Annotated in this window: 24 protein-coding genes; 8 read left to right on the plus strand and 16 right to left on the minus strand. The window is 31.3% G+C overall.

Annotated elements, in window-relative coordinates:
• Positions 1-75 precede the first annotated feature (75 nt).
• The 5 genes from IPK06_10525 to IPK06_10545 are packed head-to-tail and all read right to left on the minus strand — an operon-like array spanning position 76 to position 5,625.
• On the minus strand, positions 76-1,737 hold the full coding sequence (locus IPK06_10525; GenBank protein MBK7980405.1) for a hypothetical protein: 1,662 nt from the start codon (positions 1,735-1,737) through the stop codon (positions 76-78).
• Complete coding sequence (locus IPK06_10530) at positions 1,737-3,818, minus strand: hypothetical protein (GenBank protein ID MBK7980406.1); 2,082 nt, start codon at positions 3,816-3,818, stop codon at positions 1,737-1,739. Before IPK06_10530 ends, IPK06_10525 begins: the two co-directional genes overlap by 1 nt.
• Entirely contained in the window at positions 3,760-4,236 is a 477-nt protein-coding gene (locus IPK06_10535) for an acyl-CoA thioesterase (protein MBK7980407.1), read from the minus strand. Before IPK06_10535 ends, IPK06_10530 begins: the two co-directional genes overlap by 59 nt.
• On the minus strand, positions 4,229-4,981 hold the full coding sequence (gene bamD / locus IPK06_10540; protein ID MBK7980408.1) for an outer membrane protein assembly factor BamD: 753 nt from the start codon (positions 4,979-4,981) through the stop codon (positions 4,229-4,231). The genes IPK06_10535 and bamD overlap by 8 nt, the downstream gene beginning before the upstream one ends.
• Positions 4,982-5,028: 47 nt before the next feature.
• Positions 5,029-5,625 (minus strand): hypothetical protein, encoded by a 597-nt coding sequence (locus IPK06_10545; protein ID MBK7980409.1) that lies wholly within the window; start codon positions 5,623-5,625, stop codon positions 5,029-5,031.
• Positions 5,626-5,835: 210 nt separating this feature from the next.
• Here IPK06_10545 and porQ point away from each other — a divergent pair, with 210 nt between their 5' ends.
• The 4 genes from porQ to IPK06_10565 all read left to right on the plus strand — a co-directional run bounded on the left by porQ (position 5,836) and on the right by IPK06_10565 (position 9,909).
• On the plus strand, positions 5,836-6,762 hold the full coding sequence (gene porQ, locus IPK06_10550; protein MBK7980410.1) for a type IX secretion system protein PorQ: 927 nt from the start codon (positions 5,836-5,838) through the stop codon (positions 6,760-6,762).
• 255 nt (positions 6,763-7,017) lie between these two features.
• The gene (locus IPK06_10555; GenBank protein MBK7980411.1) at positions 7,018-7,440 is read left to right on the plus strand and encodes a MerR family transcriptional regulator; all 423 of its coding nucleotides are present in this window, start codon (positions 7,018-7,020) and stop codon (positions 7,438-7,440) included.
• A gap of 22 nt (positions 7,441-7,462) precedes the next feature.
• Positions 7,463-8,566, plus strand: a complete 1,104-nt coding sequence (locus IPK06_10560) for a hypothetical protein (protein ID MBK7980412.1) — start codon at positions 7,463-7,465, stop codon at positions 8,564-8,566.
• Positions 8,567-8,619: 53 nt separating this feature from the next.
• Positions 8,620-9,909 carry an outer membrane protein transport protein gene (locus tag IPK06_10565; protein MBK7980413.1) on the plus strand — a complete coding sequence of 430 codons (1,290 nt, stop codon included), beginning with the start codon at positions 8,620-8,622 and terminating at the stop codon, positions 9,907-9,909.
• 47 nt (positions 9,910-9,956) lie between these two features.
• Here IPK06_10565 and IPK06_10570 read toward each other — a convergent pair whose 3' ends face one another.
• Positions 9,957-11,102 (minus strand): hypothetical protein, encoded by a 1,146-nt coding sequence (locus IPK06_10570; GenBank protein MBK7980414.1) that lies wholly within the window; start codon positions 11,100-11,102, stop codon positions 9,957-9,959.
• 80 nt (positions 11,103-11,182) lie between these two features.
• Here IPK06_10570 and IPK06_10575 point away from each other — a divergent pair, with 80 nt between their 5' ends.
• Positions 11,183-11,518 (plus strand): ArsC family transcriptional regulator, encoded by a 336-nt coding sequence (locus tag IPK06_10575; GenBank protein MBK7980415.1) that lies wholly within the window; start codon positions 11,183-11,185, stop codon positions 11,516-11,518.
• Between the two features lie 37 nt (positions 11,519-11,555).
• On the opposite strand, the gene IPK06_10580 is transcribed toward IPK06_10575, so the two are convergent.
• From IPK06_10580 to IPK06_10615, 8 genes are all read right to left on the minus strand, one after another.
• Positions 11,556-12,173, minus strand: coding sequence for an HAD hydrolase-like protein (locus IPK06_10580; GenBank protein MBK7980416.1), 618 nt, complete (start codon positions 12,171-12,173; stop codon positions 11,556-11,558).
• 166 nt (positions 12,174-12,339) lie between these two features.
• Entirely contained in the window at positions 12,340-14,412 is a 2,073-nt protein-coding gene (locus IPK06_10585) for an insulinase family protein (protein MBK7980417.1), read from the minus strand.
• A 29-nt stretch (positions 14,413-14,441) separates the two neighbouring features.
• On the minus strand, positions 14,442-15,761 hold the full coding sequence (locus tag IPK06_10590; protein ID MBK7980418.1) for an insulinase family protein: 1,320 nt from the start codon (positions 15,759-15,761) through the stop codon (positions 14,442-14,444).
• Positions 15,762-15,926: 165 nt separating this feature from the next.
• Positions 15,927-17,375 carry a glycine--tRNA ligase gene (locus IPK06_10595; protein ID MBK7980419.1) on the minus strand — a complete coding sequence of 483 codons (1,449 nt, stop codon included), beginning with the start codon at positions 17,373-17,375 and terminating at the stop codon, positions 15,927-15,929.
• 112 nt (positions 17,376-17,487) lie between these two features.
• Positions 17,488-18,306 carry an AmmeMemoRadiSam system protein B gene (gene amrB / locus IPK06_10600; GenBank protein ID MBK7980420.1) on the minus strand — a complete coding sequence of 273 codons (819 nt, stop codon included), beginning with the start codon at positions 18,304-18,306 and terminating at the stop codon, positions 17,488-17,490.
• A complete protein-coding gene (gene amrA / locus IPK06_10605; GenBank protein ID MBK7980421.1) occupies positions 18,303-18,863 on the minus strand; it encodes an AmmeMemoRadiSam system protein A in 561 nt (186 codons plus the stop codon). The genes amrB and amrA overlap by 4 nt, the downstream gene beginning before the upstream one ends.
• A 17-nt stretch (positions 18,864-18,880) precedes the next feature.
• On the minus strand, positions 18,881-19,693 hold the full coding sequence (locus tag IPK06_10610; protein MBK7980422.1) for a DUF4905 domain-containing protein: 813 nt from the start codon (positions 19,691-19,693) through the stop codon (positions 18,881-18,883).
• A gap of 5 nt (positions 19,694-19,698) precedes the next feature.
• Positions 19,699-21,072, minus strand: coding sequence for a tryptophanase (locus IPK06_10615; GenBank protein MBK7980423.1), 1,374 nt, complete (start codon positions 21,070-21,072; stop codon positions 19,699-19,701).
• 174 nt (positions 21,073-21,246) lie between these two features.
• Here IPK06_10615 and IPK06_10620 point away from each other — a divergent pair, with 174 nt between their 5' ends.
• Entirely contained in the window at positions 21,247-22,065 is an 819-nt protein-coding gene (locus IPK06_10620; GenBank protein ID MBK7980424.1) for a YIP1 family protein, read from the plus strand.
• 119 nt (positions 22,066-22,184) lie between these two features.
• Here IPK06_10620 and priA read toward each other — a convergent pair whose 3' ends face one another.
• Complete coding sequence (gene priA / locus IPK06_10625) at positions 22,185-24,650, minus strand: primosomal protein N' (protein MBK7980425.1); 2,466 nt, start codon at positions 24,648-24,650, stop codon at positions 22,185-22,187.
• Between the two features lie 3 nt (positions 24,651-24,653).
• Positions 24,654-25,691, minus strand: coding sequence for an LD-carboxypeptidase (locus IPK06_10630; protein ID MBK7980426.1), 1,038 nt, complete (start codon positions 25,689-25,691; stop codon positions 24,654-24,656).
• A gap of 79 nt (positions 25,692-25,770) precedes the next feature.
• On the opposite strand from IPK06_10630, the gene IPK06_10635 reads away from it, so the two are divergent.
• Positions 25,771-26,226 carry a DUF4920 domain-containing protein gene (locus IPK06_10635; protein ID MBK7980427.1) on the plus strand — a complete coding sequence of 152 codons (456 nt, stop codon included), beginning with the start codon at positions 25,771-25,773 and terminating at the stop codon, positions 26,224-26,226.
• Between the two features lie 279 nt (positions 26,227-26,505).
• On the plus strand, positions 26,506-26,769 hold the full coding sequence (locus tag IPK06_10640) for a hypothetical protein (protein ID MBK7980428.1): 264 nt from the start codon (positions 26,506-26,508) through the stop codon (positions 26,767-26,769).
• Positions 26,770-26,798: the final 29 nt, after the last annotated feature.

The raw sequence follows: 26,798 nt of genomic DNA on the forward strand, positions 1-26,798 counted from the left end.
ATAAAAATTATAATTAGAAAAGAAACAATAAATTCAAATTTTGTACGGAATGATATAAAATTATATCGAAAAATTTTAGTTCAATATTACAAATTTCCCTTTTTTGATTTTTCCGTTGGCTTCCGTAACGTAAATGTAAACGCCGCTGGCTAATTTTTTATTATTATTATCCAATCCATTCCAAGTCACTATCATTTTACCGGAAACCGAAATTTGCAAAGATTTGGAGTACAATAAATTCATATCGGAAGAAAAAATATACAATTTTGAATTTCCGCTTTCATCGGCATAAGTCGGAAAACAAATGCTTTCATAATTATCATATTTGAACGGCTGAGGATAAACAAAATCTATAACTGATCTTTCAATATAATTTGATGCAAGTTCATTATTTATAATGTAACTATGACCAATATAACTGTTATTAACTCCTTCCATTTTGGCAAAGTAATTTTCACTAACAGCGAACGAACCGAAAAATGAACTTGTCGCAAGTGTAAAATCTATATTTATATTATTTCCGGAAGTCAAAGTTCCGTTAACATCTGAATTACTAAAAACGGCAAAAATCGAATCGGGTAATCCATGAGAAAAATCTTTTATCAATAAGTAATTTAATGATGTCGGTTCGCAGCTGATCATCATAGGCATTTTTGCAGGATCTAATTCCATTTCCACAGTTCTTGTTACCAAAGGATAAAAACTTGCTTCGGAAAAATAATTATTTTCTTTTGCCCTATATCCGGTAAAATAAAGCCAAATTCCAAATTCGTTAAACAGATCAGCAAAAGAATAACCATACTGACTAACAGAATTTTGAATCGCGATAATTGCCCGCTGATCTTTTTGTTCCATCAGTTCCCAGCTTCGTTTAATAATTTGGTCTCCGATATTTGGCGTTTCGGAACCGAATTTTTCTTTCAAGAAAATATTCCATATAGCAACATCATAACCGTCATTGGTTCCGGTATTAAACCGTGTAAGCCTTCTGTTTGGTTTATTAAAATAACTTTTCATATAATAGTAATAATCATTAACATCGTCATAAACAAATTCTTCCATAGATGTTGAGGTAAGCTCAAAGTAAAATCTGTCGGAATCTCTGTATAAATAATTCCCTACTTGAATTGCGTGATGAAATTCATGAGCGGCAGTAACTCTTGCCGCATTTATTCCTTTTGTGTAAAACGAACCCGAAAAACTATTATGAATTTTAATATAACTTGTATATTTATTTGTGCTGATTTGGTCTTCCAATTCAGTTGAGCCATATCCTCCGGCAGACGCTAAAACATAAACGTCAAATTTATTATCTCCGCCGTTAGAACCATCTTTGGGTGGAGCTGGATATCCTAAAACTTCAATTTCATATGTGTATGCGGAATCAAACGCAAGGGCTAATTCATTTACATCATAGGCAATTGTATTTATTCCGGTTGTGTCATAATGGATTTTAAAAATGCCAGAAGGACTTATTAAACTTTTCTGCAAATCGGGTCTTTCAAGAATTTCTTCTATTTTGCTCTGCTTTTCTAATGAAAACTCATTTAAACGAGACTTTACAGATGCAGAAATACCAAATCCGCATTTAAAATTTTCATTCCCTTCTCTTTGATATTGCGAACTTAAATTCGAGTAAGAATAAATAGAAATAAATTCGTTATAAAGCGAATCCAAACTTTGCGCAAACAATAAGCTGGAGGAAAAAACTAAAAATATTATTTTTTTTATCAGCATTAAATTTTCTGAAATTTTATACTTTTATCAGTTGCGGTATATATCAAATAAAGTTGTCCTTCAAAATTTTCTATCGAATAATCGATAATTTTCGGCGTTAAATAATCCGCCAAACGGCTAACTGAATCTGTATTAAAATCTAATTTAAATTTTTGAACTTTATTCTCTTTTTTAAAATATAAAATATAATTTTTTCTTTTATCTTGATAGTACCAATAATTTGACTCGTCAAATAAAGCTTTAAATAAAATGTTTTTTGTCCTAATCTGCTTTGTCGTTTTTCCGTCATAAAGAATAATCAATTCATAATCACTAAAATGTAAAATCGAGAGAATTGATTCTTGACTGTTTTTTCTTGATCTGTCTAATATTGTTACTTTAGGTTTATCTGTCTGATTGATTTTTTTACTTATTATAGTTCGGTAATTTTTATTTCTGTAATTCTTCAAACTCAGACTTCCGCTTACATTTTGCCAATAAAACATATCATTTGCTGAATTTAAAATTTGCTCCACCACAGAAGTATCAATAAAAGTTGAAAACCTGTTCTTATATTGATCTTTATCAAATTCCATTTTTGTATAATATAAACCCGCATTCGACTTTTGCAGAGTGTAAAAATTATCGGTGGAATCAATTAATATTTCTTCAACCGGATTCGCAGCATAAATAAAATTTTGATTTTTCGTTTTTGGTTTTCTTTCTGCGGATCTGATTTCAATCAGTCTTTCATATTTTGTAAAAGCCGCAAGCATATTAGATACCGGAGATATAGAAATTTGATTAAAGTCATTTACAAATTTTTCAACATTCTGATTTGAGAAATTCCCTCTTTTATCAAGAGTTAAAATTGTAGCAAAATTATTTTCAATATCGGAGATAATTATTTGACTCTCTAATTTATTCCCCGATTTTTTTAAATATATTTTTTTCGGGATTCCCCCTATGGAATAATTAAACGAATTTCTCCAATCTTTTAAAGCGCCTAATTGTTTTAAATAACCATTTTTGCTTAATATCAAAACCGAATTTGCATATTTATTTTTTAAATACTTTAAATCAGTTATTCCTTCAATTTCATAATTTATTACTAAATATTTTATATCATTTAATTTAATGTAGGCTTGTTCCGTATCAAAATTTATTGCCGCAATATCTTTAAAATTATTTTTATTGAAATCTTCGATTTCAAATATGCTTGGAATAAAATCAAAATTAAACTTTAGTGTTTGCGAAAAAGAATAAACAGAATCGCCGAGCATAATTTTTAATCCGTCGCCGTCAGCCACCGCCAAATCAATAAAGTCATCATTATTATAATGTACTTTTTTGAAAGAATATAAAGTTTTATTAAATGAAATATCTCTCGATTCATTGAATGCGTAATCAGGGTAGCTTTCCATAAATTTTAATGAATTATTCAGAATGTCAATTCCAATCAAATCAGTAAATCCATCTTGGTTGAAATCCAAAGGAATGATTTCGCGGAAAATGTTTTTATCATAAGAAGATTCTTCAATTATTTTGTTGCCTTTTAATGAAAGGATTTTAAATCCCTTAAAATTTGTTCCGGATATAATGGCTTCATTTTCCGAATTATTATCCAGATCAACAATTTCAAAAGATGTAGGATAAGAATTGAATTCTATTTTATCAATCAGCTGTAAATTGTTAGTCTTATTGAATGAAACGAGTCCTGCCATTCGTTTATTCCTTGATACGAAAAGATAAAAGTTTTCGCCTTTTGGCGATGTTTTAATCCATTTGAAATCATCAATTGGAAAAAAAAAGAATTTCCTTTCGCCCGCTCCAAATGAACCTTCGGCTAAACCTTTGTGGAGAACAAAACTCTTCTGCTGACTTCCGAATAAAATAATATCGTCGATACCATCGTCATTATAGTCAATAAATGTAAATTTTGTAAATCCCGGATATGTTACAATTTCTTGTGATATTCCGAAATTATTTAAAAGTGTTTGAGCCGGAACATTTACTGAAATAAGCAATAATGATAAAATATATTTAGATATTATTTTTCCTTTCGGTAAGCCTTTGCTTTCTTCTTTGGAGAGCTTCGTCAAATCTCCTCTTTTCATCTTCGTTTTCCGGAATAATCTCATATGTTTTGGCAGGTTTGCCATTTTTATCCACACTAACAAAAGTAAGATATGCTGAATTTGTGTGCAAATTTTTTCTAGAAATAAAATTTTCTGTAATAACTTTAACTCCCACTTCCATTGAAGTGTTAAACGCTCTGTTAACCGAAGCAATAAGCGTAACAACGTAACCTAGCTTTATCGGAAGATGAAAGTCAATATTATCAACAGACGCGGTAACACAAACTTTTTCGGCATGTTTGCTTGCGGCTAACGCTGCGCAAATATCAATCCAATGCATTAATTGTCCGCCCAATAAATTTCCAAGCTGATTTGTATGCTGAGGCAAAACGAGCTCGGTCATAGTTACAACAGAATCTTTAACAAATTTTTTTTTAGCCATTTAAAGATTTTTCTAATTCTTGTGAAAGTTCTTTTAAATCTTCTACATTATCATCGTTAGGATATTTTTTTATATAATCCGCTATATTTCTTAAAGCTTCATCTTTTTTGTTCTTTAAAATTAACAAATTTATTAATCTGTAATGTGCCAAAGGCGCAAATTTGGAATCGAAATATGTATTTTTTACGTTTTCATAATATTGGATTGCGGCGTTGTAATATTCCATCTTTTCATAAATCACAGCATTCTGATATTCTTTTTCTGCAAATTTGGAATAGAGTTCGGCAATTTTTTTTTCAGCTTCATCAACTTTGGGGTGTGTTGGGAAAAATTCAATAAATGCTTGAAATTCTTCAATTGCCTTTTTTGTATAACTTTGCTCCAATTGAAAATCTGGCGATAATTGAAAATAAGATTCACCAAGCATAAATTGTGCGTCTTGAACAAAATCACTTGCCGGAAAATCTTTAATAACTTTGCTGAATTCATATGCTGAAAGCAGATATTGCTCTTTCTTAAAATAAGTAAAACCCAAAAAATATTGCGCGTCGTCGCTTATTGAACTTCCGGTATATTGTAATAAAATTGATTGGAATTCTTTTACAGCATCGTCATATTCTTCATCGAGCATTAACTTTTTTGCATATTCCAAATGCTGCTCGGATGTTAAAGTAGTTGTGTCAACGGATGAGGAGCAATTCCAAATTAGGGTTGATGAGAATAATAATATTAAAATTTTTTTCATTGATAAATTTTCCTGATCACATAAATTAAATAAAATTACAAAAATAATTATTTGCTTCTAACGTTAAAAAATAAATAAACTGCCACAGCCGCGGTTCCGACAGCTATTGCTGGTTCAATAATACTTGAGAAAAACGGTTCATTCGGAATTTCAGGTGAAGTAAACCCGTAAGCAATATTTTGAACCGAATTAATATCGTCTAAAGCTAAGGTATCTGAAACATTATATACAAAATTTTCAACTTCGCCAAGTTTACCATTTGCGCTTAAATAAAATGAGCCTTCCAAATAAATTTTTCTATTTACAAGATAATTTCCAAAAATTCCATCTCTGAACATTTCTGGATAACCTACAGAGATATTTTTTATTGAATAATTTAATATTTCACTCTGTTCTACCTCAGTAGAAAATTTAAATCCGTTTTTTTGCAATTTTTCTAAAATTGAGTTAGAAAGCGCAATGTAATCTTCGGGGCTGTTAAATTGAAATTTATAATTCTGCTCTTTATTCTGAAACGTATTACTGATTTGGGAGACAGAAAGTCCTAATAGAGAATCTACAATTTCTAAATTTGTCTTTTTTTGCGCTAAAAAAACGCTGTTAACTATTATGAATAAAAGAATTATTGTTTTCAAAAATGGCATATAATTTTTTTTATTTGGCGTTGCAAAATACCCAATATTAAATCAAAATAAAATGCAGAATAGAATGAATTTAGAAATTGAATCGTTGATTTTAACATTTTCTTGCCGTTATTGTTCCTATTTATTTATTTATGTGTTTAGGTCAAAAATATATCAGCTTGCCTTTAAATTATTTTATCTTTAAAATCAATTAGTTAATTTTACTTAATTATGAAAAAAATATTATTAATACTCATTTTAGTTTTTAGAATTTCGGCTTTTGCACAGGAAACATTTAAATTCTTACAGTTGGATCAAAGTCCGCGCGCCTCGGCGTTGGCAGGAAGTTTTGTATCAAATAATGATGATCCCAATGTTATTTTTTATAATCCGGCTGGAATTGCTTACTTAAAAGATTCTCCCGTTTCGTTTTCATTTGTAAAGCATTTGTTAGATATTAACTCTGCGGCATTTTCTTATTCGCATAATTTTGAGGGAATAGGAAGATTCGGCGCGGCAATTCAATACATAAATTACGGAACTTTTGACGGACGAACAATTGACGGAATTGAAACAGGTGAGTTTGGAGCCGGAGAATTTGCGGCAATAGTTGGTTATTCAAATTTGTTGGGCGAAAATTTTTACTACGGCGCAAATATTAAATTTATTTTTTCTGGAATTGCGGATCGTTCATCAACCGGATTAGCGGCAGATTTAGGATTACATTATTCCATTCCGGAAGAAAGATGGAATTTCGGATTTTCAATACTTAATCTTGGTTCTCAAATTACTCAGTATTATTCATATTCTGAAAAACTTCCACTTGATATCCGTTTAGGTTTTTCCAAAACACTTTTACATTTTCCGCTAACTTTCTTTGCCTCGCTAAATAAACTAAACGGCAGCTACAATTCCTTTGGCGAAAGATTTCAACAATTTACATTTGGCGGGGAATTTAGGCTTAGCAATGTAGTTAAATTAAGACTCGGCTATGATAACGAAAAACGTAAAGAATTTAAAATCGGCGGAACAGCAGGTTTGGCAGGAATAAATTTGGGAATCGGCATACTTATATCAAATTACAATTTCGACTATTCATTTTCTTCACTCGGCGAAGTAGGCGCAATTCACAGAATCGGAATTTCCACTAAATTTTAACCCTTTATAAAAATTTAGAATATTTAGATATATAATATTATTTAATAAATACTATATATTTTACGCGATTTACAATTGTTTACATCATTAAAAATTTAGAAACAAATCTAAGACCCCGTATCAAATTTGAATTTAATTAAGTTATTAAGATATTTTTGTATGAATATATTTTTTTTTTACATAATTTTAACACCATTCACTATTAAGAAAGTTAATATTATTTGATGTTAATTTTCAATTTTTATGAAAAGTTCAATAAATTCTCCAATTTATACAATTAGCACTGCAGCTAAACTTTTAGAAATTTCCGTACATACTTTAAGAATGTATGAACGCGAAGGTTTGATAATTCCATTCCGTAAAAGCAGTAACCAAAGATTGTACTCCGATATTGATCTTGAAAGAATAAAATGCGTTAAACATACAATAAACGATTTGAAAATTAATATTGAAGGAATTAGAAGAATACTCGCGCTGCTTCCTTGTTGGGCAATTATTAATTGTTCTGAATCAGATAGAGCGAATTGCGATTATTTTAACAATTATGATAAACCTTGCTGGATGACAATACATAAAAATAATATATGCAAAGATCTAATTTGCAGAGACTGCGAAGTTTACAATAGTTTTGGAAACTGCGCGTCAATTAAACAAAAATTAAAAGAATTGCTTGTGTAATTTCTTTGAATGTGAGGAAACGATGAGATCAAAAATATTAATTCTAATTTTATTTTTTTCAACTTTTAGTTTTGCATCAAAGCACGGAATTTATTTATTAACCAACAAAGCGGCAAACGGAAGCATAACGGAAATTCAAAAAGCTATAGTTGATAATGCCGGTAAATTTAATTTCAAGGTATTAAATTCAATTGCAATTCACACTCCCGATTACGTTAAAAAAGATTCAAAAGAAATGTGCGGCTTTAAGGCACATCTCATAATATTAACATCCGACGAATATTTAAATACCATCACTTCTTATGGTTCCAAATATTTAATTGCCGGATTTCTAAGAATTGGAATTTACGAAACGCCTTCAGGAACAAATGTAATCATAACTGATCCTGAAACAATCAATCGAATTGTTTTTAATGATCTTTATGAAAACAATAAAAGAGATGTTTACAGTCAGGCAATTTCAAAAACGAAAATTTATAAGAAAAATTTAATCAATCTTCTTCATAGTGTAGTTAGCGGAGAAAAGGTTGAAAAAGCAATGGAGCCAATAAGAGAAGCCGAAGATTTAGCCGAATCGTCTAAAGACATGTTTATGATGGTTGGACCTTTAACACTTTTTAACGATCAGGATCAATTTCCAAAAATTTACAGTATGGAAAATACAAATGGTTTTGAAGGAATAAGAGAACTAAAAGATGAAATTGTGAAAAACCTTGAGGCTTTTCAACCGACTACAGAAGATAAAAATTATAGAAATTACCAGAAAGCCGATGATTTAAAATGGAAAATTATCTCTGAAATTGAATCGCCGAAAAAAGATGCAGTTCTATTGGGCATTACTCGACCTCAAACAGAATCCGTTTCATTTAACATTTCAGGAAGTGCCAGAGAAAAAAAGGGCGATATGTGTCCGGGAATTGATCACCTAACAGCATATCCAATCGAAATTCTACTTATTCAAGAAGGAAACAGCATCAGCGTTTACACTCAAAAAGAAATGCATAGAATGGATATGTACTTTTGGGATGCGGGAATGCCGGCGTTTATGAATCATATGAGTATGCCGGGTATATTGGATGAATCTATTAAAAGAGCGCTTTTGGGTAAAAAATTTATTGAGGAATAATTTCTTTTTATATTATTTTTGAACACACATACCAATCAAAATATGGAGGAAACATGAAAAAAATCGTAAAACTGAGTTTGAGTTTTATATTAATATTTGCAATTACTTCAAGTGTTTTTGCAAATGGTTTGAGTTTAAATAGTTTGGGATCTCGCGCTTTAGGAATGGGCGGAGCATTTGTGGCTCTTTCAAATGATGCAACTGCAATTTACTGGAATCCTGCAGGTTTGTCGGATCAAAAAGCATCTGTTCTTGCTTATTTTACGGGTGTTATGCCAATTGGATCTTACAAAGTTGATGCAGCAAATATTGACGCTTCTACTGCTTCAAATATTTATCCTACTGGCGGATTATTGGCAAACTACAGAATGGATAAATTAGCTCTTGCACTGGGTGTTTACGTTCCTGCCGGATTAGGCGCAGAATGGGATGCTACAGATTTTGCCGGCGCAAATGCAAAGGATACTGAATTTTTATCCAAAATTGGTGTTATTACAATTTCTCCTGCAGTTGCATATCAGGTTACAGATCAATTTTCTGTTGGTTTGGCAGTAAATATTTCATATGCAATGTTTGATATGAAACAATTTATAGCTCAGGGAGTTGCTTTGGGATTAGGATTTAGACAATTTGAGGAATCATCAACCGGATTAGGAGTTGGTGCAACTTTAGGTTTAAGATATAAATTCAATGACCAATTAACCGCAGGCGCAACAGTAAGATTAGCAACCAAAGTTGCAATGAGCGGAACAGCAAAAAATACTTTATTCCCAGCATTGCCAACAATTCCAGCAATGGGTATTGTTCCTGGTCCTGGAGAAAGTGATTTTGACAGAGACGTTACCTGGCCTTTATGGATAGGCGGCGGTTTAGCTTATAAACCAAACAAATGTTTAACTTTAGAATTAGACGCTCAATACAGCCAATGGTCGGAACTTGATAAATTAGTTGCTGTTTATGATAATTCCTATTGGAAATTAGCAATGGCGTCTCAAGGAAATGACGAATTTAAATTAGATTGGAAAGACGCAGTTCAAATTCGTTTGGGCGGTGAATTAATGGTTACTCCGGTTACCGCAGTAAGATTGGGATATTATTATGATCCAGCTCCAGCACCGGACGAAACATTAAACGTTCTTTTCCCAAGTTCAACAAATCATGTTATTACAGCTGGCTGCGGTTATTCATTTGGAAATTATACAGTTGAAGCTGCTGCTGAATATTTGCTTGGTGCTGAAAGAGATGTTAAAGCATATCCAAGTATATCAGCTCCGGAAAATATGCCTGGTATTCATCAGTTAGATGTTTTCGCATTCAGCGTAGGTTTGCATATCGGTTTATAATTTTTATTGATGGGATCCGGTCTTGAAAACAGATCGGATCTTCTTTATCATATCTTAATTCTTTTTAATGCCATATTTGCTTTATCATGAGATCCGTTATAATCTCTTAATTTCAATATTTCTTTATTTATTTTCAACGCGTTGCTTTTATCACCTTGCTGTTCATTAATTTTTGCTAAATAAACCAGCGCGCTAATCAAAAAACCCGATTCTTCATCTTCTTTATCAATAACTCTGGAAACATCTTCACAAATTTTAAAATTCTTTTCTGCCAATTCTATTTGATTTTTTCTCATTTGTTCAACAGCAACGTAATAGCTGGCTTCTCTTAAAACACTTTTATTAAAACCGACTAATTTTTTTTCGCACTTCTCAATCATATCCTGAAAAATCATGCTGCCGTTTTTATAATCATCTTTTTTAATATAAATCCTTCCCAAGTATTTTTCAAATATCGGATTGTTTGGAAAGAGTTTTGTCAATTCATCAGCATAAATTTTTGCTTTATCAAAATCTTCTTCAAATTGGTAATATGAAGTCAACAGAAAAAATTTTGATTCTATTGCGGCATATTTTGCTTTTTGCGCCGCGGCTTTCAATTGCTCAATTCCTTTTTTCTTATCGCCTTTAGGAATAAACAGCATTGCCGGCTTAATAAACGGATATTTCTCCGGAATAGCTTCCGCGTAATAATTATAAATTCCGAAACCTAATTTTACGTCCTCATTTTTCGGATCAATTTCGTAAGCTTCATAAACTAACGGCAGCGCTTCTTTTCCATCTAGAGCGGCATCAAACCATTTTTGCCTAATTGAATATAATCTTCCTCTAAATCCAAGCGAACCGCCTTTAAAAAATATCGCGTCAACGTTTTTTTCGTTTTCATCCAAAAGATCATCGCAAAAATCAATTACGTTTTCTAATTTATCTTCAAACAAATCATCATATTCTTCATTGTCCTGATCTATCATTATTTTCCACCAAACTATCATAGCGTCAAAAAATTTTCCGGCCGGGTGTTTGGGAAAATCTTTTTGAACTTTTAAAAATGTTTTCTCCGCTTCTCCAAACTTCATATTGTAAATTTGGCTTACTCCCAAATTCAATAACGAATCAAATTTTGCGCCTTGTGCAAATAGTATATTGGAAATTAAAAAAAACGATACAACTGTTTGAAAGATTTTTGTCTGCATTTAATTTTTGTATATTATTTATAGATTTCTATTTTTAACTAAACATTTAAAAAATTGTTCCATTCAAAATAGTAAATATTATGAACATTCAAATATTCGGCACCAAAAAATGTAACGAAACGAAAAAAGCTGAACGTTTTTTTAAAGAGAGAAACATTAAAATTCATTTTAGAGATTTAAGTGAAAAAGGCATTAGTCCCGGGGAATTGGAAAATATTAAAAGAAAAATACCAATTGAAGATCTGATAGATAAAAATTCCAAACAATATAATTCAAGAGGAATGAAGTACATGGTTTTTGATATTGAAGAGGAGTTAATAAATGATCCGCTTCTTTTTAAAACACCTATTATAAGAAACGGTAACGAAGTAACCATTGGTTACGAACCGGACATTTGGAAAGAATGGATTAAGTAAAATTTAAGATATTCAGAAAATGATTAATTTAATTGAACTAGAATTTAATTCCTCTTGATTTAAATTCTTCTGTTAAATTTTCATATCCTATAAATTGAATCCCATCCCAGCCGAAACTTTTTGCGGCTTCAGAATATTCAAGAACATCATCGATAAAAATATGAGTTTCGCTCGGTTGTTTGGTAAAATTTTCAACCGCCCTGTAAATTTTTTCTTCGGGTTTAACCGCGCCAATTTCGTGCGAAAGAATTAACTCGTCAAAATTCTCCAAAAACTTGTTATTCTCCCAACCAAATTTTTTGTGTATTCCGCTGGTGTTTGACAACAATACCAAATTGTAATTCAGTTTCAATTTGGGTAAAAGTTCAATCACGTCTTTATTCGCGGAAAAAATATCAGAATACATTTCGCAAAATTTTTCAGCATCAATATTGTTTTCCAGCCATTCTAAATTTATTGTTATAAATTCTTCATCCGTAATTTTTCCGGCTTCATAATCTCTGTGCATAAGATAATTATCCAAATATTTTCTATAATATCTGTCGCCTAATCCGTTTTCAATTTCATTGTAATTTTTTACCCAATTCTGATGATTAAAAGGTAAAAGTACGTTGCCAAGATCAAAAACTATTGTAGAATATTTTCTTTTTTCCATATATTTTTTCTTTTATTAAATAATAATGCAACTTAAAATTGAATGATTATATCCGAATAAAATTTAATTACATAGATTTAAAAATTAAAAGAAGTCCGCATTTACGGACTTCGCTAAGTTCTTTTTAAAAATCTTTAAGCTTCAGCCTGAGATTTTTCTTTAAATATTATTTTAATTCAAACATCGAATCGTTTAAGCCTATATTCATTTTTATTGATGTTACTTCTAATGCAATTACTTGCGGACCAACTGATTGAGTAAGTTTATATGGCTGCTTTGTTCCGTCAACTTCTTTATAATCATCCAAATCAATAGTTTGAGTAAAAATACCTTGCGGTGAATTTATTGTATTTACTTCTCTAATTTTGAACGATGTTTCCTTATCGTAGTAGTGTGTTGTTTTTTTCCCTGAAGGAATTGTTGTTACAATTTTATAAGTGTCTTTTCCGTTAATTGTTTCAATACCGTCTAATTCAACTTTAATATTGTTTTTTGCGTAATCTAAAAATGAATTTAAAATTGATTGGAATTTCAAATCTTCCAACATCTCGCCTTCTAAATTTTGAACTTGTCCCATTCCTTCAACCCTTCCTTTTTCACCGTCAAAAATAGTTGTCTGCTTTCCAACGGAAAAATCCAATTCTTGAAAAAGCTTATTTGGAGCTTTTTGAGCAATAGTTAATTTAACATTCATTCCTTGAACAACACCCTTAAATTCCATTGTTTTGTCAGTGATTGACGATAATTTTTCTCTTCCTCCGGTTGCTTCAATATATTTCTCAATTATACTTTCGGCTGTAACACCTTCTTCAACTTTTTTCAAATTAGGATCGTATTCATTTCCGTAAATATCATAATATTGAATTTTTCCGCTGATGCTGAATTTCTTAAGACCATCGGCAATTTCGCCTGCATTTCCTACAACAATAATATTAGCATTGCCAGGCTTTAAATATTTTTTTGCCATTTCCTGCACATCTTCGGCTGTCACATTATCTAAATTCTTTAAATAATTTTTATAATAGTCTTTCGGTAAATCATACATTGCTATATTCAGCGCAAAGCGAGCAATGGTTTGCGGACTTTCAAGCGAACGAGAAAAACTTCCATTTAAATAATTTTTTATTCTGTTCAATTCGTCCGCTTCAACTTTTTCATTTCTTATTCTTTTCATTTCATTAAAAATTTCGGTAACGGCGCTGTCTGTCACCGAGTTTCTTACAGTTGCCGAAGCGTTAAAACTTCCTATAATTTTATCTGAATTTAAGGAAGAACCGGCTCCATAAGTGTAACCATGTTTCTCGCGTAAATTTTGATTCAATCTTGCAGAAAATGTTCCGCCTAAAATTGCGCTCATCACAGACGCTTTTATTAAATCGGGACTATTCTTTTTAAGCTCAACAGGATATGAAACATTGATTACCGATTGAACAGAGGCATCACGATTTGAAATTCCGACTTTTGTTATCAAAGGTGCTTTCGGTAAAGGGAATTCGACTTTTTCTACATCACCTTTCTGCCATAAGCCCAAATATTTTTCACTTATTTTTTTAGCGTCTTTTAAATTTATATCACCTACAAAAACTAAATATCCAATATTAGGTTTAAAGTATTTTTTATAATAATCTTTGCACATATCCAAAGTTATTGAATTAACCGTTTCTTCTGTCATTACTTCGCCGTATGGGTGATCTGCGCCGTAAGTTAAAACACTTCTTAAATTTGAGGCAATAGCTTCAGGATCATCTTTTACGGAAGCTAAATTTGAAAGCATTTGCTTTTTTAATTTATCAAGTTCTTCCTGTTTAAAATCAGAATTCAGCAAAACATCCGAAAATATTTCCATCAGTTTATCAAAATTTTTGGTTAACGCAGATCCGGAAATTCCGGCAGATGAAGTATTTAAATCCGCACCAATAAAATCAATCTCTTCATCAATTTTATCTTTTGTGCGAGTTGCTGTTCCTCTTCTCAATAATTGACCAGAAAGTTCAGTATAACCTGCATTTTCTTTTTCGAGTATCGGATCACGATCTAATATTAAACTAAAACTAATTTTAGGCAATTTATGATTTTCAATTACAAATACTTTTAATCCGTTAGTCAACGTAAACGTTTCATACTCGCCTAAGTTTATTTCAGGTGCGGGTCCTGGTTTCGGCTGAACTTTTCTATCGACTTGCGCAACCAAATTTATTAAGGTAAAAAGTGTTAAAAAAACTGCAATTTTGAATTTCATGTTAATTTCTCCAATTCATTATAAACTTTTTAATGTTGAGCGGATTTCGGTAAATAATAAAGTACAACTCTATTTTCTTTAGTTAAATATTTTTTAGCAACATTTTGAATATCGTCGATTGTAACTTTCATATAATTATTTATTTCCGAGTTAATCAAATTTGTATTTCCATAAAGTACATGGTATGTTGCCAAATTACCTGCAATCCCCGCAACAGTCGAATTACCGCTTACAAAATCATTTTCAATTTGATTTCTCAATTTCTGAAATTCTTTTTCGCTAATTTTTTCATTTATTGATTTATCTAATTCTTCCTGCATTGCAGCTTCTAGCTCATCGGCAGAAACTCCTCTGTTGCTAATGCCGTAAGCTATAAAAAGTCCCGAGTCTTCAAGTGAAAACGGAAATGCGCCGACATTAACGGCTTTTTGTTTTTGATCAACTACTGCTTTCTGGAGTCGAGAACTTTCACCTGATGATAATAATGTTGTCAGCATTTCCAACGCATAATAATCTTCTGTTCCTATTTTCGGAATTCTATAAGCCTGCAAAACAAGTGGAAGCTGAATATTATCATAAACCGTATCTTTAATCTCTCCTGCCAAAGGCGGTTCGGTTACTTCCGGTCTTGGAACCGCTTTAACGGATTTTGGAATATCTTGGAAATATTTTTTTATTAAGCTTTGTGTTTTTTTAACGTCAATATCACCGGCAATTACAAGTGTGGCATTTTGAGGGACATAAAAGGTTTTGTAAAAATCTCTAAATTCGTCAATAGTCGCTTGATCAATATATTGAGCAGAACCGATTGGAAGCCATTTATAAGGGTGTACTTTATAAGCTCTTTTAAATGTTTCCTCTAAAATTGAACCATATGGCTGATTTTCGTAACGCTGTTTTTTTTCTTCTTTCACAACTTTACGCTGAGTTTCGACTCCAATCGTATCAATTTTTGCGTGAAGCAATCTTTCAGATTCGATCCACAAGCCTAATTCTAATTGGTTAGAAGGAAGAATTTCATAATAGTAAGTTCTGTCCTGTGTTGTATTGGCATTATTTGTCCCGCCGGCGCTTTCCATAATTTTATCAAATTGACCGCGTGGAATATTATCAGAACCTTCAAACATTAAATGTTCGAAAAAATGAGCAAATCCTGTTCTTACCGGATCTTCATTTTTTGAGCCTACATGATACATAATTGAAACGGCGACAATTGGAGTTGAATTGTCTTTATGTAGAATTACGTGAAGCCCGTTATCAAGATCATATTCGGTAAATTCAATTTTTCTGGCTTGTCCAAAAATTATCGCGGATGATAACAAAAATATTACAAATAATTTTGATTTCATTTTTCTCCTAAAGCATTTCTAATTAAATTTATTTTTTATTAAAGTAATTTACTTAATAAGGTAAAAATAAAAAAAAGGAAGTATGATTCTCCCTTTTTTTGAAATAACTCACTTTATAATTTTTTATAAAGATTTTCTATTTTATATAAAGTATTTATAAGCTGACTATCTTAGTTTTTCAAGAAAATATTTTAACAATTCTTTTCTATCTAATCTGATTTGTTCCATTGAATCTCTGTCCCTAACCGTAACCGTATTATCCTGCATAGTCTGCGTATCAATAGTTATACAAAATGGAGTTCCGGCTTCGTCTTGTCTTCTGTATCTTCTTCCAACAGCTCCTTTATCATCAAAGAAAACTTTCATAAAGGGACGAAGGTCATTTTCAATATCTCTTGCCATTTCAGGCATGCCGTCTTTGTTTACAAGAGGTAAAATTGCAGCTTTTATAGGCGCAAGTTTAGGATGGAATTTTAAGACGACTCTTATTTCACCATTCACTTCTTCTTCATTATAAGCGTCAACTAAAAATGCCATAAACGATCTTGAAGCTCCGGCTGAAGTTTCAATTATAAACGGAATATATTTTTCTTTTAATTCTTCGTCAAAATATTTTTGCGATTTTCCGGAATATTCTTCGTGTCTGCCAAGGTCAAAATTTGTTCGATTATGAATGCCTTCGATTTCTCCCCAGCCGAAAGGAAATTCATATTCAATATCGGTGGCTTCTTTTGCGTAATGCGCTAATTTATTTGCCGGATGATCATGATAACGAAGTTTTTCCGGTGTCATACCCAATTTTTTATAAAATTCCAATCTTGTTGCTTTCCATGAATCATAATGTTTTTTGTCATCGGCAGGCTTTACAAAATACTGCATTTCCATTTGCTCAAATTCACGAGTACGGAAAAGGAAATTTTTCGTGTTTATTTCGTTACGAAATGCTTTTCCGATTTGAGCAATACCGAAAGGAAGTTTTTGTCTGCTAGCGCTTTGAACATTTAGAAAATTTACAAAAATACCTTGTGCAGTTTCAGGTCTTAAATAAATAGCATTTTCAAGTTTTTCAACTGGACCAAGAAAAGTTTTGAACATTAAATTGAAATTTCTCGGTGTTGTAAAAGTTCCTTTGTTGCCGCATTGGGGACAATTTATTTCTTCCAAAAACGAATCGGCATTATCTTTATTTGATAAGAGCATTTCAAATTTTTCATCTAATGTTTTATCAGAATTAATTAATAATTTAACATTCTCATCTTTTGATTTTTCTAAAAATGTTTCAAATAACTTTTCTTTTTTCTTATCCGCAATTGCTTCGCCTAAAGTATCGAGTCTGAACCTTGCTTTACATTGTTTGCAGTCAATCATCGGGTCGGTAAAATTTTCAACATGACCTGAAGCTTCCCAAACTCTGGGATGCATTAAAATTGCGGCGTCCAAACCTTCAACATCTTCACGGTATGTCATTGCTTTCCACCATTCCGATTTTATATTGTTCAGCAATTCAACGCCTAACGGACCATAATCCCAACAGCCGTTCAAGCCGCCGTATATTTCACTTGATTGAAAAACAAATCCGCGCCTTTTAGCAAGAGATACAATTTTATCAACTATATCATTTCTGTTATTCTGTGCGATGATAAACCTCAAATTATTTAAAAAGATTCGCAAATATAATATATTTTAGGATTTTGTGCGGTATTGAAAATTAGCTAGTATAAATTATTTAATTATAGATAACAGCAGATAAATAGCCCACAACTTCCGAAGTATCTCCTGTTATATAACCGGAATCTGTTTGGGATAAAACCTTAGAATGTTCATATTTTTTTTCTTTTAAGGATTTCATTACTGCCACAATTGCTCCGCCTCCGCATGCTTCGCATTTTTTTGTTTCCAAATCTGATTGAAGTTCGCCAAATTCAAAATTATTTATATGATCTACAATTCTTCCATCTTTCTGCATCGCTTTTTCTCTTTTGTAAAAATGCGACAGATCGGAACTTGCAACAAATAAATTTTCATCATTAACAAAATTCTGCAATACATCCGCTAATTCATTGACAAACATTTTACTTTGATCGCCAATTACAATCGGCACTAATTTAAACTCACCTAACGCAATTTGTAAAAAAGGAAGCTGAACTTCCAATGCGTGTTCGGCTTTATGTCCTTCATCACCAAGAAAAATTAAATTACTTTTTTCAACAAAACTGTTACTTAATTCTTTATTTATTTCTATTTCGCCAAGAGGCGTTTTATAAGCCGTTCCGTTATAAATTGAAATGCCCGGAAAATATTCTCTATGACTTGGTGAAATTACAATTACGTTCTTAAATTTTTTATTTAGAATTGTTTTAAACCCGTATGCCGCAGTTTGACCCGAATAAATATATCCCGCATGAGGAGAAATTATTCCTTTAACATTTACAAAGTTAGATTCAAGGTTTATATTATCAAAAAATGTGTTAATAGTTTTTTCAAGTTCAGATTTTGAACTTGGATAAAACATGCCTGCGACTTTAGGTTCTCTAACAATTTTCATTTTAATACTTCCTCTTCGGAAAATACCGTAGCTGTAAATGCCTTCAAATTCAAATTTTTGATTTTCCAATATTCTTCATAAAGTCCGGCTTTTCTGCAAAGTGCGGAAAGGAATTGATCTCGGTTCATTTTATGTTCAATTGGAACTTGGGGCAGCAGCAAAGCTTTTCTTCCAACATCTTCCAAAATCAATCCGTGCTTGCCTATTACAATTTCTTCGTAATTTTCCAATGGAAATGGCTCAGACAAAATTGATATTTCCAATTTTATTTGAGGAAATTCATCTTCATTTAAAGGCTCAAATCTCGGATCATTAAATGCCGCTTGATATGCCGCATCCATTACTGTTTTACTTAATTCATCTTCCGTTTGAACGTAGCCAATGCAGCCGCGAAGCTTCTTTTTAATTGTTATTGTAACAAAGGCACCTGAATTTGTTTTAAGAATTGGAAAATCCTCAGAAGAAGGTAAATTTTTGTGTGTTGGACGAAATCCCGATTCAATTGAAAAATGCGCCAATGAAAGCAGCATTTTTTCTTCTTGGGGAGTTAATTCCATAAATCCACCTATAATTATTAAACAATTTTATATGAAAATAATTCAATTTTATTTTTAAGAACAATCAAATTGTTTTTGTAGCAAAAGAATGAATCGGGTGAATATGAATTTAAATTTTTATTTAAAATTTCAGAAATAACTTTTTTCTTTTTTTCAATATTGTAAACGGCAAACATATTATCAAGAGAATTATTTTCTTTTTTCACGTGGTAATTGAACATCAATAAATCACCGAATTGTAATTTATCAATGTTCGTTACATTCCAATTACCCTTTGTTTCCTTTGAAATTATTTCGTCGTTGGTTTGCTCGTCATTATAATGTGTTTCGGGATATTTGTAATCTGAATAATCTTCGAAGTTTACATTTTCCAAAACTGATTTTAATTTATCATCCTCATTTTCAACGTTGCCAATTATTTCACCGGAATTAATATCTAAGATGTAAATTTCCCTGCCTTCGAATTTTTTTTTGATTGCATAAATTTTATCATCAAAAATCGTTAAAAATACTAAATCATCATTTTGCCAAATTATTTGATTCTGAAAAATATCATATACAATTATTTTTTTGTGTTCCGGCATATTCGGTTTTGCGTAATGGTGAAAAATCATTTTTTCTTTATAGATTTTTTCAATGCCGATCCAAAATTTTTCTTCCAATTGGAAATTCTTTAAAATTGACTTTCCGGTGTTCAAATCAATATAGTTAAAGAATACTTCTTTATTTTCTAAATCTCTTGTTTCTATAAGTAACTTATCGGATTCGGAAATAAGCAGCCGCCAAATTTGATTTTTATCAATAAACGAAAATGTCTTTTTTAGTTTCATAATTTTTAAATAATTTTTTTAAATTTTGCAGTAAAATGTCTTAACATCGGAGCTTCATAAATTATTTTATAGCCTTTTAATTTTTCTCTATTTTTAAATACTTCTATAATTACTTCAGCAACATAATCAATATGACTTTGGGTATAAACCCTTCTTGGTATTGCCAAACGAACCAATTCCATTGCCGGAGAAATCGTATTTCCGTCTTTACCATATTTCCCGAACATAACGCTGCCTATTTCAACTCCGCGCACTCCGCCTTCAATATAAATTTCGCTGACAATAGATTGACCCGGAAATTGATCCGGAGGAATGTTAGGTAAAAATCTTTTTGCGTCAATGTAAATTGCGTGTCCGCCAGGAGGTTCTATAATAGGAATTCCGGCATTCACTAATTTTTCGCCCAAATATTCAATGCTTCTAATTCTGTATTGAAGATAATTTTCATCAACAATTTCTTCCAAACCTTGCGCAACCGCTTCCAAATCTCTTCCAGCCAAACCTCCGTATGTGGGAAAACCTTCCGTTACAATTAACAAATTTCTGCATTTCATCGCCAATTCTTCATTGTTAAGAGATAAAAATCCTCCGATATTAACTAAAGCATCTTTTTTCGCGCTCATAGTCGCGCCATCAGCATAAGAAAACATTTCCTGTGAAATTTCTAAAATGCTTTTATTTTCATATCCTTTTTCTCTTTTTTTAATAAAGTACGCATTTTCCGCAAAACGGCAAGCGTCAATAAAAAGCGGTAAATTGTATTTGTTGCAAACAGATTTCACATCTTTAATATTTTGCATTGAAACCGGCTGTCCGCCGCCGGAATTGTTTGTAATTGTTATCATTACCAAAGGAATGTTTTCAACACCGACTTTATTAATGAATTCTTCGAGTTTCATAACATCCATATTTCCTTTAAAATCCGCTTTGATCTCAGGATGTTTTCCAATTTCATTTAGTAAATCAACGGCTTCGGCACCGCTGAATTCAACATTGGCGCGAGTTGTATCGAAATGCGTATTATTGGGAATAAATTTTCCTGTTCCGCCAAGAATTGAAAAAAGAATTTTTTCGGACGCTCTTCCTTGATGTGTAGGAATGATAAAACTATGACCCGTAATTTTTTTAACGGCATTTTCAAATCTGTAGAAACTCTTGGAACCGGCATAAGATTCATCGCCTTCCATAATTCCCGCCCATTGCTTTGCGCTCATTGCGGAAGTTCCGCTATCAGTTAGAAGATCAATTATAACATCGTCTGCATGGATTAAAAATGGATTAAAACCCGCATTTTCCAAAATTTTAATTCTTTCTTCTTTTGTTGTAAATTTTATCGGTTCAACAGATTTAATTCTGAACGGTTCAATAATTGTTTTCATCTTTTCCTCAAAATCTTAAATTACTAACTTACCGTTTTTAAATTTATGAAGGTAAATTTTATCGTTTTTAGAATTTTAAACATTTTTAAAATATGACAAATTTATATTTTATTCTTATTTTATATTCATCAAATTAACTAATTCCGCTTATCAATTTAAATAAGGAATAAAAATATGGACGATTTAAACAATCGCGAAAATCCGTCTGATGAAATTATTGAAGAAGAAGAACTTGGATTTACCGATAAAATGATTGGCGTATTATCTGAGCCTGCAAATCTATTTCAGAAATTGGCAAATTTACCTTACAAAACCGTTGAGTGGTTAATTCCTATTGGACTTGTAATAATTTTTTCAATTTTATCTACTGTAATTTTGATGAATAATGCGGAAGTTAAATCCAATATGATGGATAAACAAATTGAACAGATTGAAAAGAATTTTCAAGAAGCTGTAGATAAAGGCCAAATGACACAAGAGCAGGCTGATCAACAGCTTGATATGATACAAGAACAAATGGAAAAAGGTGGATCAACACAATTAATTTTTTCAATAATAGGAATTATTATAATTGTATTTTTATCGTTTTTCATTCTTGCCGGAGTTTATTATCTGTTAGTTAAATTTGCATTAAAAGGAGATGGAGCTTACAAAACATCAATGACTGCATATGGCTTACCTCATTATATTGTTGTTTTACAAGTTATTGTAATAATTATTGTATCAATTGCAATGGGTAAAATGTTTATGGATACCAGCGTTGGAAGTTTTATTAATATGGAAAAAGATACAATTGCCGGCTGGTTTATGCATAAACTTGATATTTTCTCTATTTGGTTTTATGCGGTACTCAGTATTTCTTTGGCAAAGTTTTTTAAATCAGAAAATACTTCTAAATATTTTATCGGGGTATTCGGACTTTGGTTAGGATTCAGCTTAATTATGTTCTTTATCGTTAAAGCCGTTCCATTCTTAAAATGGTTTGGATTATAAAAATTACAACATCCTAAGTTTTTAAAACTTGGGATGTTTTTTAAAGTCATTATGATTCTGAAACAAGTTCAGAATTACAATTCATATTTTTCACATTTCACTTTCTGTCTTATCCTAATTTAAACCACACTCTGAGGATCAATATCAAAATACAATTTCACATCTCTAAATCTTGATTTTTGATTATAATCAACTAAAGCATTCATCAAAGCATTTCTTAAAATTTTTCCATTCGGATCGGATTTTCGCATACTTTTAATCATAATTTGAAATCTGAAAATTCCTTTTATTTTAGAAATTATTGCTTCGTTTGGAGGAAGAATAATTAATTTATCGCTGAATTTCATAAGCCTTTTATTGAAATCGAACGCGGCTTGTTTTGCTTTCTGCTGATCTTCATTATTAATTTCAACTAATGCAATTCTTGAAAAAGGCGGATAAAAATTCTGCTGCCGAAGTAAAATTTCATTCTCATAAAATGCTTTGTAATTATTATCCAAAACTTTCTGGAGTACAAAGTTTTTAAAATTCTGCGTTTGAATTATAACTTCACCTTCTTCTTTACTTCTTCCCGATCTTCCGGCGACTTGCGTTAAAAGTTGAAACGTTCTCTCATCAGCTCTAAAATCGGGAAGCCATAATGATGTTTCTGCGGAAATTACGCCGACTAATGTTACGTTTGAAAAATCCATTCCTTTTGAAACAATTTGAGTTCCAACCAAAATATCAATTTCACCTTTTCTAAAGTTGTTTAGAATAATTCCCAATCTGCCTTTTTGCGCAATTGTATCCGAATCAATTCTCTCTATTTTCGCATTCGGGAAATGATAAGATATTTCATCTTCGACTCTTTGCGTACCGGTCCCAAAATATTTCATATTTATTGAGCCGCAGAATTTACATGCTTTAGGTACAGGTTTAACATTACCGCAATAATGACATTTCATTACATTTTTATGAATGTGATAAACCATTGAAACCGAACAATTCTCGCACATTTCAATTGTACCGCAATCTTCACAGTAAGCTTGTGTAGCAAATCCTCTTCTGTTTTGAAGAATAATTACATTTTCTTTTTTCTTTAACCTATTATCAATTTCTTCTAAAAGTGTTTTAGAAAAAACACCGACCATTCTATTATTTTTCTTTTCTAAAGTAACATCAACCAATTTAATTTTTGGAAGTTTGGCATTATCAACTCTTTCTGGCAATTCCAGCAATTCATATTTACCCGCTTTCGCGTTATACATACTTTCTAAAGAAGGTGTTGCCGATCCCAATAAAATTGGACTATTGTAAAACATTGCCCTTAGAATTGCGGAATCTCTTCCGTTGTATTTTGGAATTAAATCATACTGCTTATAACTTTGGTCATGTTCTTCGTCAACAATTATCAATCCAATATTTTCTAATGGAGCAAATACCGCCGATCTTGCACCGATTACAATTTTATACTTTCCTTTTATAATTCCGCGCCATGAATCGTATCTTTCTCCCAATGACATTCTGCTGTGCATTACAGTAATTTCGTTTCCGAATGTATTGAAAAACCGCGAAGTGATTTGCGGAGTTAAAGAAATTTCTGGTACTAATATTAAAACCGTTTTCCCTTTTTTATGCGCAATTTTTGCAAGTTCTATATAAACTTGGGTTTTACCGCTTCCGGTTACTCCGTGCAATAAAAATGTTTTGAAATTATCTTTTTCAATTTCTTGCGAAACTTTTGAAATTACATTTTTTTGATTTTCGGTCAATACAAAATTTTGCTTTTCCTCAACATAATTTTCGGTATATACTCTTTCTATTTCCTTATCAATAATTTTTATAATTCCTTTCTTCTCAAGTGAATTTATTGACGATTGATTGGCATTTGTTTTTTTCAGTAATTCACTTTGCTGTATTTCTTTTTCTTTACTGCTCAGCAGTTCGAGAAGAATTACAATCTGCTTTTCGGATTTTTTTTCTAAGGTTGGAATTATTTCATAAACTTCATCTATATCTTTATTCAGCTTAATAAATTTTGCTTTTTTTATTCTCACTTTTGAATTTTCAATTTCATCTAAAATTGTTATCGCTCCATTTTTTTCCAAAGTTTTAAGAATAGAATAAATATTCTTTTTCTTAACCGTTTTTTGTAGATAACCAATTTTAAAAGATTCTTTTTCAGAAAGTATTTGCAGTAATTTTGATTTTGTACTTTTTATATTTTTTTCTTTACCTAGTAATTCTTTACAAAATACTGCATCGGCAATTATTGTTTTTTTTGATTCTACTTCTAAACCATACGGTACTGAGTTTTTTAATGCTTCTCCCAATGAACATAAATAATAATCTGAAATCCATTCGTAAAACTGAAGACTTTTTTCACTGAATATTGACTGGTTATCTAAAACATCTTTTATTGGTTTTATTTTTTCTTTTATGTCGGATGATTGTTTTAATTTTATTACAAAACCGGTTAATGTTCTTTTACCAAATGACGCAACTACTCTAACTCCAATTTGAACATTTTCTTCAAATTCTTCCGGAATTGAATATGTGAACGAATTTCTGAAAGGCAACGGAAAAACTATTTCTGCAAACAATATTTACTCGACCGCTTTTTCTAATAAAGTTAAACTTTTATCTTTTGTATCCAACCGCGCATTTATTCCAAATGGAAGTGTAAATTTATTCTCTATATGACCGAACGACAAATTATAAATTACTGGAACTTTAAGATCGCCAAGAATATCATTAAATATTTGAACAAGCGATAAAGAATTCTCAAATTCCGGATCTTCTTTCTTAATATCGCAATTTTTAAAAACACCCAAAGCAATTCCGGCACAATTGTCAAATTTTCCGCTCTGCTTCATTTGTGTCAGCATTCTGTCAATTCTGTAAGGTTCTTCTCCTACTTCTTCCAAAAAAATAATTTTCCCTTTTGTATCAATATCATATTCAGTCCCAATCATTGATACTACAATTGATAAATTTCCGCCGACCAACTCACCTTCACCAATGCCTTCATTTATTACAACAATTTGATTTTCATCGGTGTACGAGTTTTTCATTTTATAATTTTCACGCGGTTCAAGCAAAATATTCTGCAGATGCTGAATAGAGTAATCGTTAAATGTTGATGTGCCTACCGGACCATGAAAGCAAACCAAGCCTGTTTTTTCATAAATTGCATAAAGTAAAGATGTAATATCGCTGTAACCAATAATTATTTTAGGATTTTTTTTGATCAATTCATAATCAATAAAAGGAAGCATTCTCGCGCAGCCGTATCCGCCGCGAACTGCAACAATCGCGTCAATATCTTTATCGGTTATCATTTCATTAAAATCCTCGGCACGTGCTGAATCGCTGCCGGCTAAATAACCGTATTTATCTTTTATTGCCGGGTTATATTTTACGTTAAATCCCAAATTCTGAAAATTTGAAATTGCTTCATTTAATTGTGAGTCGCTTATATAACTTGCAGGAGAAATCAATCCGATTGTATTTCCGAAATTTATTCTTTTTGGTTTGTGTTTCTCTATAAAATTATTTTCATTTCCCACATCCGATGTTTTACATCCGCTAAAAAATAAAATCCCTGCCGCTAAAAAGGATACAATTCTGAATTTGTTTTTCATCAAATAAAATCCTTGAATTTAACTTTTACCAAAAGTAAGTTACATAATAATATTTTTAAATATAATCGGGAAAATAAAAATGAAGAAAATTATTGTAATATTGTTAGCGGTGCTATTATCAAATTTTTCAATGAATGCCGAAAATTTAAAGAAATACGGAAAAGAGATTACACTAAAAGAGAAAACTCCTATTTCAAAAATTATTGAAAATCCTGAAAGTTTTGTGGGCAAAAAAGTTTTGGTCGAAGGTAATGTTGTCGGCGTTTGCGAAAAAAGAGGATGTTGGATGAACATAAGCGGAGATAAGGACTTTGAAACTATTCGAGTAAAAGTAAATGACGGCGAAATTGTTTTTCCGATGGAAGCGAAAGGGAAGAAAGCACTTGTTGAAGGTGAAGTATATTCAATTATTGTAGAAGGCGAAGAATGTAAAGACGACTGCAAAAAAGAAGGAGAAAGTAAGGAAAAATGCGAACATGAAAAAATGACAAAAAAAGTTTATCAGATTAAGGGAATTGGTGCTGAAATAAAGTAAAATTTACTTAATATTTTTTGAATGGTCCCAAATGAATTATTAAAAATAATCGTTTGGGATTTTTTACAACTCTTTGCAAATTCTGATTTTTTTTCGACACATAAATAAAATATCATATCCTATTAAAATTTCTAACTTATTTACTTTTAAAGAATTGTGAAAATGGGTTAATATTTTCCTTGATAAGATTTTAATAATTTATTATTATACAACAAAAATAATATGTTCTTTTACGGCTTCCTATCTTGCTCTTTTAATATAAATTCATTAGGAGAAAAGATGAAAAAGAGACAAAAGAAAGAAGTTCTAAATACTGAATTTATCGAACTAAATGTTGATGGTGTACAAAAAGCCGATTCGGGAAAATATCACGAAGCTCTTCAATATTTTGATAAAGCGATTGAGAGCGATCCAATGAATTTTGTATCCTATTTTAACCGCGCAAGCGTAAAAATGCATTTGGGTGATATTGAAGGCGCGAAAATTGATTTTCAATTGTCGCAGAAATTGGCGGATAATAAAATCCATTATGTTATTGTTTGAGCAATAGTTTTAGATAAAAAAATACTTTC

It is taken from the genome of Ignavibacteriota bacterium (genome assembly GCA_016713565.1).
Lineage (GTDB): Bacteria > Bacteroidota > Ignavibacteria > Ignavibacteriales > Melioribacteraceae.